We start from the raw sequence: 4274 nt of genomic DNA, 5'->3' as shown, positions 1-4274 counted from the left end.
GAAAATATATTAAGTTTGATCAATGAGAGACCGGTAAAACATTGTATAGTATTTTACACAGGATTATGGACTTGACTTTTTTCAAGACCGATTTCTCCTTTTAAAAATATTATTAAATACTTTTTTCTTAATCTCGTAGTAAGTATGGGTGTCGCACTTATTTTAAAATATGCGTTACACTGGACTCTGCAAAGTAACCCTGTTAATGAAGGATTTAGTCCATTATTATTTATAACCATTCCCATCATGTTGTTAGGCGAAGAATTATTTTCCATCTATTTTTTATCCATATTTTCTAGTAAATTTAATTTATCTGTCGCTAGTATACTATCTGCTGTCATATTTGGATTAGTTCATTTTTCTACTTATTACAGCGGGAATATTTTCCATACTTTAGTTCATATTCTTTTAATTCAAGGCGTAGCACGAATTATTTTTAACCAAGCAGCGATAAAAAGTAATTCAATTATTACAAGCTGGATCGTACATGTTTTATTTGATTTTTCAACTATACTAATAGTATTGTTTTTTTCTTGATTTATTGAATCAGTCGGAGCGATCCGGCTTTTTTATTTGTCATCTACATACGAGTACTCAGTCTTTCTCAACGCTCCTTTTAGCACTTTGTTTTCTTTTTTTAGATATTCCATTTTACTTTTCTTGTAAACTTTTACCGAATGAAGCAAAAGCCTCGCAAACACTATTAATAAATCTGTCCAAGTTTTTTGCAAAAAAACAACTGTAATCATTGCTTTCTCTGCAGAAAATCCATATTCTTTTTCAAATTTGCTTTTGCTACATTCAGCTCTTGCTTCTTTAGTTTTGCTACTCTACGGTGTCTGTCGTTCATTCCGCGTCCGCCTCAATACCCTAGCTTGAACGGATTTTTCATCCTCTCCCTAATATCTTCTCTTCGCTTCTCTAAGACCGTATCTCTAACCTCGAAACGTTCTATTGTCGTAGCCGTAATCAATGGCATTAGACAATATCACTTCATTTCCATATTTTTCAAGCCACTGCCGGATTTCTTCGTTAATCAGGGTCAGCCCTTTTTTAGAAGTCTCTGCCTATAAGCACCACAAATCTCGTACCTGATTCAAAATGATATGGAACCATTTGTTTACGCAATTTCTCAATCCACTCCACCATATATTGCGGAACAACTGGCTTCTGCGATTCATCTAATTGATTCAGCAACTTCATAGCAAAATCCCTCATAGCAATATAGCCAGCTTGATATCCGTTACTTTTTGAAATAACAGAACTATTTGATATTTTATGTTTAATTTCATTAATTTTCATCGCTGTTCCTCCTTTAGATACTTCTCTCTTCTCCGCCTTCTAAATAAATATTTCCTGATTGTTTATTGATCCTTACACATCCAATCTCTTGATTAGGCGCTCTTTTGTATCCAGTATCTTGGAAACTACGTTCGTAATATTTTACGGTTGATATTAAGACTTCCGCTTCAGGATTAAGTTGTAGGATTGGTATTAATTCTTTTGCTTTCACTTGCCGTCCTCCACTTCAGGTAGTCCTAACTGATTCATAACATTACGATTGACAGAATTTATCACATTAGATTTATGGATCGTAAATTATGAGCAAACAGTAAAAGAAAGTTCTTTTGTCAAAACAAAAGAACAGTTTGCGAATCATATATTACCAGCATTTGGCGCTTATAAAATCAACAAAATAACGATTGATATAACTCAAAAGTTCGCTAATGAAAAGGTAAAGAATTTATGTTGTATAGAGAATTTATCAATAACGCTCCGCGTATATGTGATTATGCTATTAAATTAGGATATCTACAAGATAATCCATTAAAAAAAATCACAGTTCCAAAAAGAAAGGTCTCTGTTCATGAAGAAGATACTTCAAACTTTTTTAGTAAAGAAGAACTAGAAATCTTTTTGAAATCAGTAGAAAATAAAAAAGATATTCGTATGTATTCTTTTTTTCGAATACTCGCCTTCACAGGAATGCGGTAGGCGAGCTCTTAGCCATCACATGGAAAGATATTGATTTTAATGAATTATATCAAGATAAATAAAACTCTCGCCAGAGGAAAAAATAGAGGCCTTTATGTAGAGCAACCAAAAACCAAAAATTCTAAACGAGATATACCAGTCGATGAGGAAACTATGAACATCTTGAAGAAATGGCGATTAGAACAAAGGAAATGGTTAGAAGTGATTATCAAACAAAATAATCTTAAACGTATTACTATTCATGGTCTTAGACATACACATGCTAGTTTACTTTTAGAAGCTGGTGCAAATATTAAGGACGTACAAGAACGTTTAGGCCACTCGTCTATTCAAATCACTATGGATCTATATATCCACATTATAGACAAACGAAAAGAAAAAACAGCAGCGCAATTCGCAAAATATATCGGTATTTAAGCAGAACGTATTCACACAAAAAAATAGAGGCGAAAAGTTATATAAGGAAGGTACAGGATTTGAACCTGCGCGCCGGTATTAGCCGGCTCGCCGGATTTCGAGAATAGGGTTTAAAGCTGATTTTAAGTGTTTTTCGCTTATCATCAGCTTTTTAAATAATTGAAATACATCTTTTAATTACATATATTTCTTTATTGGGGGTACCAAAAGGGGTACTCTTTTTTATATTTTATTCGCAACTTAAATCACTCAAAGTATGTACCCTGTAGGACTCGAACCTACGCTCGGACGGTTATGAGACGTCTGCTCTGATCAACTGACCTAAGGGTACGAATTGGCTAAGAATAGATTAGTTATATATAGTAAAAACAGTAGACAATACCCATTATATTTTACCCGTCTTAATCACAGATAGTCTCAAGATGGATAAAAGTATTTACATCCTATATCTGTTGTTCCCGTTGTTCCTTCTTTTCACTAGATAATGATTTTAGATTGAGTTTGAACTCATTCGGTTTGACACTCGTGGATTGAAGTTTAGGAATCGTGAAGTCTCTTTGACTATATATTTTGCTAGCTTCTGTTGTTTGGATTTTTTTTTGAACAAAACTACTTTGTCTAACTTCTTTCAACTGCAAATAATGTTGAAAGACTTCAGTTAGAAGACTTTTGTAAACCTGTGGATCAAATTTTAATATTTCAAATTGTTTCTCAATAATGGCTACTATATCTTTGGACACTTCTTTCGTAGAATATCGTTTTGGATTTAGTGAACAATGTTGAATTTTTTCTTGTAAACTTTGTTTTGATTCACTTTTCAAAAGATCAGCATCAGATGTATCAAATAATACAAATTTAATCGCACCATCAATTTCTTTTGCAAAGCAGTTATCAAGATATTGTTGATAATTTCCTACCTTCGTCCCCCATTCTTCTGAATGTGCCAATGAACTTAATTCATAAAAGAACATTTCTTGCACCTTATGTTCCATTAATATGTTTACTTGGTTATCTATATATTCATCATCTGTCAATAGACCTAATTTCAAAACATCAGATAATTCTTCAATATTCTTTGGACTATTTTTTATTTTGTATTGATACTCTACAATTCCTTTCTTGTCATTAGATTGAGGTTTCCCGTCAAGTATATCGGGAGATACTTGTAATCTATCTTTTATCCTGGTATCCGCTTTATCAATGATAGAAACAACAATATCATCTTCTATTTTTCTTAGAATTGCGCCAACTTCATGGCCATACCAATCATTTTCTTCCTCTTCAAAGAATATAATTGATACAGGTAGAATTAAAAAACTATCTTGATTATTAACAACTAGACTATCAATATAGTTACTTACAAGTTGTGGTTCGATTGAACTGTATATACTATTTTCCAGCGAAGAGTCTATCAAATCAATATTTCTATGATTAAACATTTCCAAATTACATTTCACATATTCTTGATATACTGCTAATAATTCGATATTTTGTTTATAAGGAGTTAACTTAGAAAAAGTAAAATGAGAAGAATCTAAATTCAATAATTGCAACAATAATTGAATCATTATTTCTCCATAATCTTTAGAATTAATCAGTCTATGTCTTTTAGACTTTGCTAATCTTAATAATGAATCTATCTTTACTTCGTCAAGCATCCTTTATCCTCCACACCAAAATAATTTTTTAAATTTATATTTCTAATTTAATTGTATTTCGATAAAAAAGATAATAGCCCATTTCATCCGATATTTTCTTTAAAAAATAAATATTAAGAAAAATCAAAGTCAAGTCCATAATCCTGTGTAAAATACTATACAATGTTTTACCGGTCTCTCATTGATCAAACTTAATATATTTTC

Annotated in this window: 5 protein-coding genes, 1 tRNA gene and 2 pseudogenes; 3 read left to right on the top strand and 5 right to left on the bottom strand. The window is 31.7% G+C overall.

Annotated elements, in window-relative coordinates; genetic code table 11:
* Positions 1-75: 75 nt before the first annotated feature.
* A pseudogene (locus tag DVW83_RS14210) lies at positions 76-537 on the top strand (CPBP family intramembrane glutamic endopeptidase); the annotation flags it as partial.
* Positions 538-752: 215 nt separating this feature from the next.
* Here the strand turns inward: DVW83_RS14210 and DVW83_RS15765 are convergent.
* The 3 genes and pseudogenes from DVW83_RS15765 to DVW83_RS14195 form a co-directional block, all read right to left on the bottom strand.
* Positions 753-850: pseudogene (locus DVW83_RS15765) on the bottom strand (toxin PIN); the annotation flags it as partial.
* Between the two features lie 203 nt (positions 851-1053).
* The gene (locus tag DVW83_RS14200) at positions 1054-1302 is read right to left on the bottom strand and encodes a hypothetical protein (RefSeq protein WP_104661061.1); all 249 of its coding nucleotides are present in this window, start codon (positions 1300-1302) and stop codon (positions 1054-1056) included.
* A 13-nt stretch (positions 1303-1315) separates the two neighbouring features.
* Positions 1316-1513 carry a hypothetical protein gene (locus DVW83_RS14195; protein ID WP_104661060.1) on the bottom strand — a complete coding sequence of 66 codons (198 nt, stop codon included), beginning with the start codon at positions 1511-1513 and terminating at the stop codon, positions 1316-1318.
* Positions 1514-1561: 48 nt separating this feature from the next.
* On the opposite strand from DVW83_RS14195, the gene DVW83_RS15760 reads away from it, so the two are divergent.
* Positions 1562-1807 carry an N-terminal phage integrase SAM-like domain-containing protein gene (locus DVW83_RS15760; protein ID WP_224784463.1) on the top strand — a complete coding sequence of 82 codons (246 nt, stop codon included), beginning with the start codon at positions 1562-1564 and terminating at the stop codon, positions 1805-1807.
* A 341-nt stretch (positions 1808-2148) separates the two neighbouring features.
* Positions 2149-2412, top strand: a complete 264-nt coding sequence (locus tag DVW83_RS15755; protein ID WP_224784464.1) for a tyrosine-type recombinase/integrase — start codon at positions 2149-2151, stop codon at positions 2410-2412.
* 257 nt (positions 2413-2669) lie between these two features.
* Here DVW83_RS15755 and DVW83_RS14185 read toward each other — a convergent pair.
* Positions 2670-2743: transfer RNA gene (locus tag DVW83_RS14185), tRNA-Met, on the bottom strand.
* 112 nt (positions 2744-2855) lie between these two features.
* Positions 2856-4070 (bottom strand): hypothetical protein, encoded by a 1215-nt coding sequence (locus DVW83_RS14180; protein ID WP_104661059.1) that lies wholly within the window; start codon positions 4068-4070, stop codon positions 2856-2858.
* Between the last annotated feature and the right edge of the window lie 204 nt (positions 4071-4274).

Source organism: Enterococcus sp. VV15 (assembly GCF_005236045.1).
Taxonomy (GTDB): domain Bacteria; phylum Bacillota; class Bacilli; order Lactobacillales; family Enterococcaceae; genus Enterococcus_B; species Enterococcus_B durans.
Note: the sequence above shows the minus strand (reverse complement) of the source record. Positions and strands in the feature narration are given on the sequence as shown.

Coding starts and splice junctions, on each gene's coding strand:
- DVW83_RS14200 (WP_104661061.1), bottom strand. CDS start 1,302: ATGAAAATTAATGAAATTAAACATAAAATATCAAATAGTTCTGTTATT.
- DVW83_RS14180 (WP_104661059.1), bottom strand. CDS start 4,070: ATGCTTGACGAAGTAAAGATAGATTCATTATTAAGATTAGCAAAGTCT.
- DVW83_RS15755 (WP_224784464.1), top strand. CDS start 2,149: ATGAACATCTTGAAGAAATGGCGATTAGAACAAAGGAAATGGTTAGAA.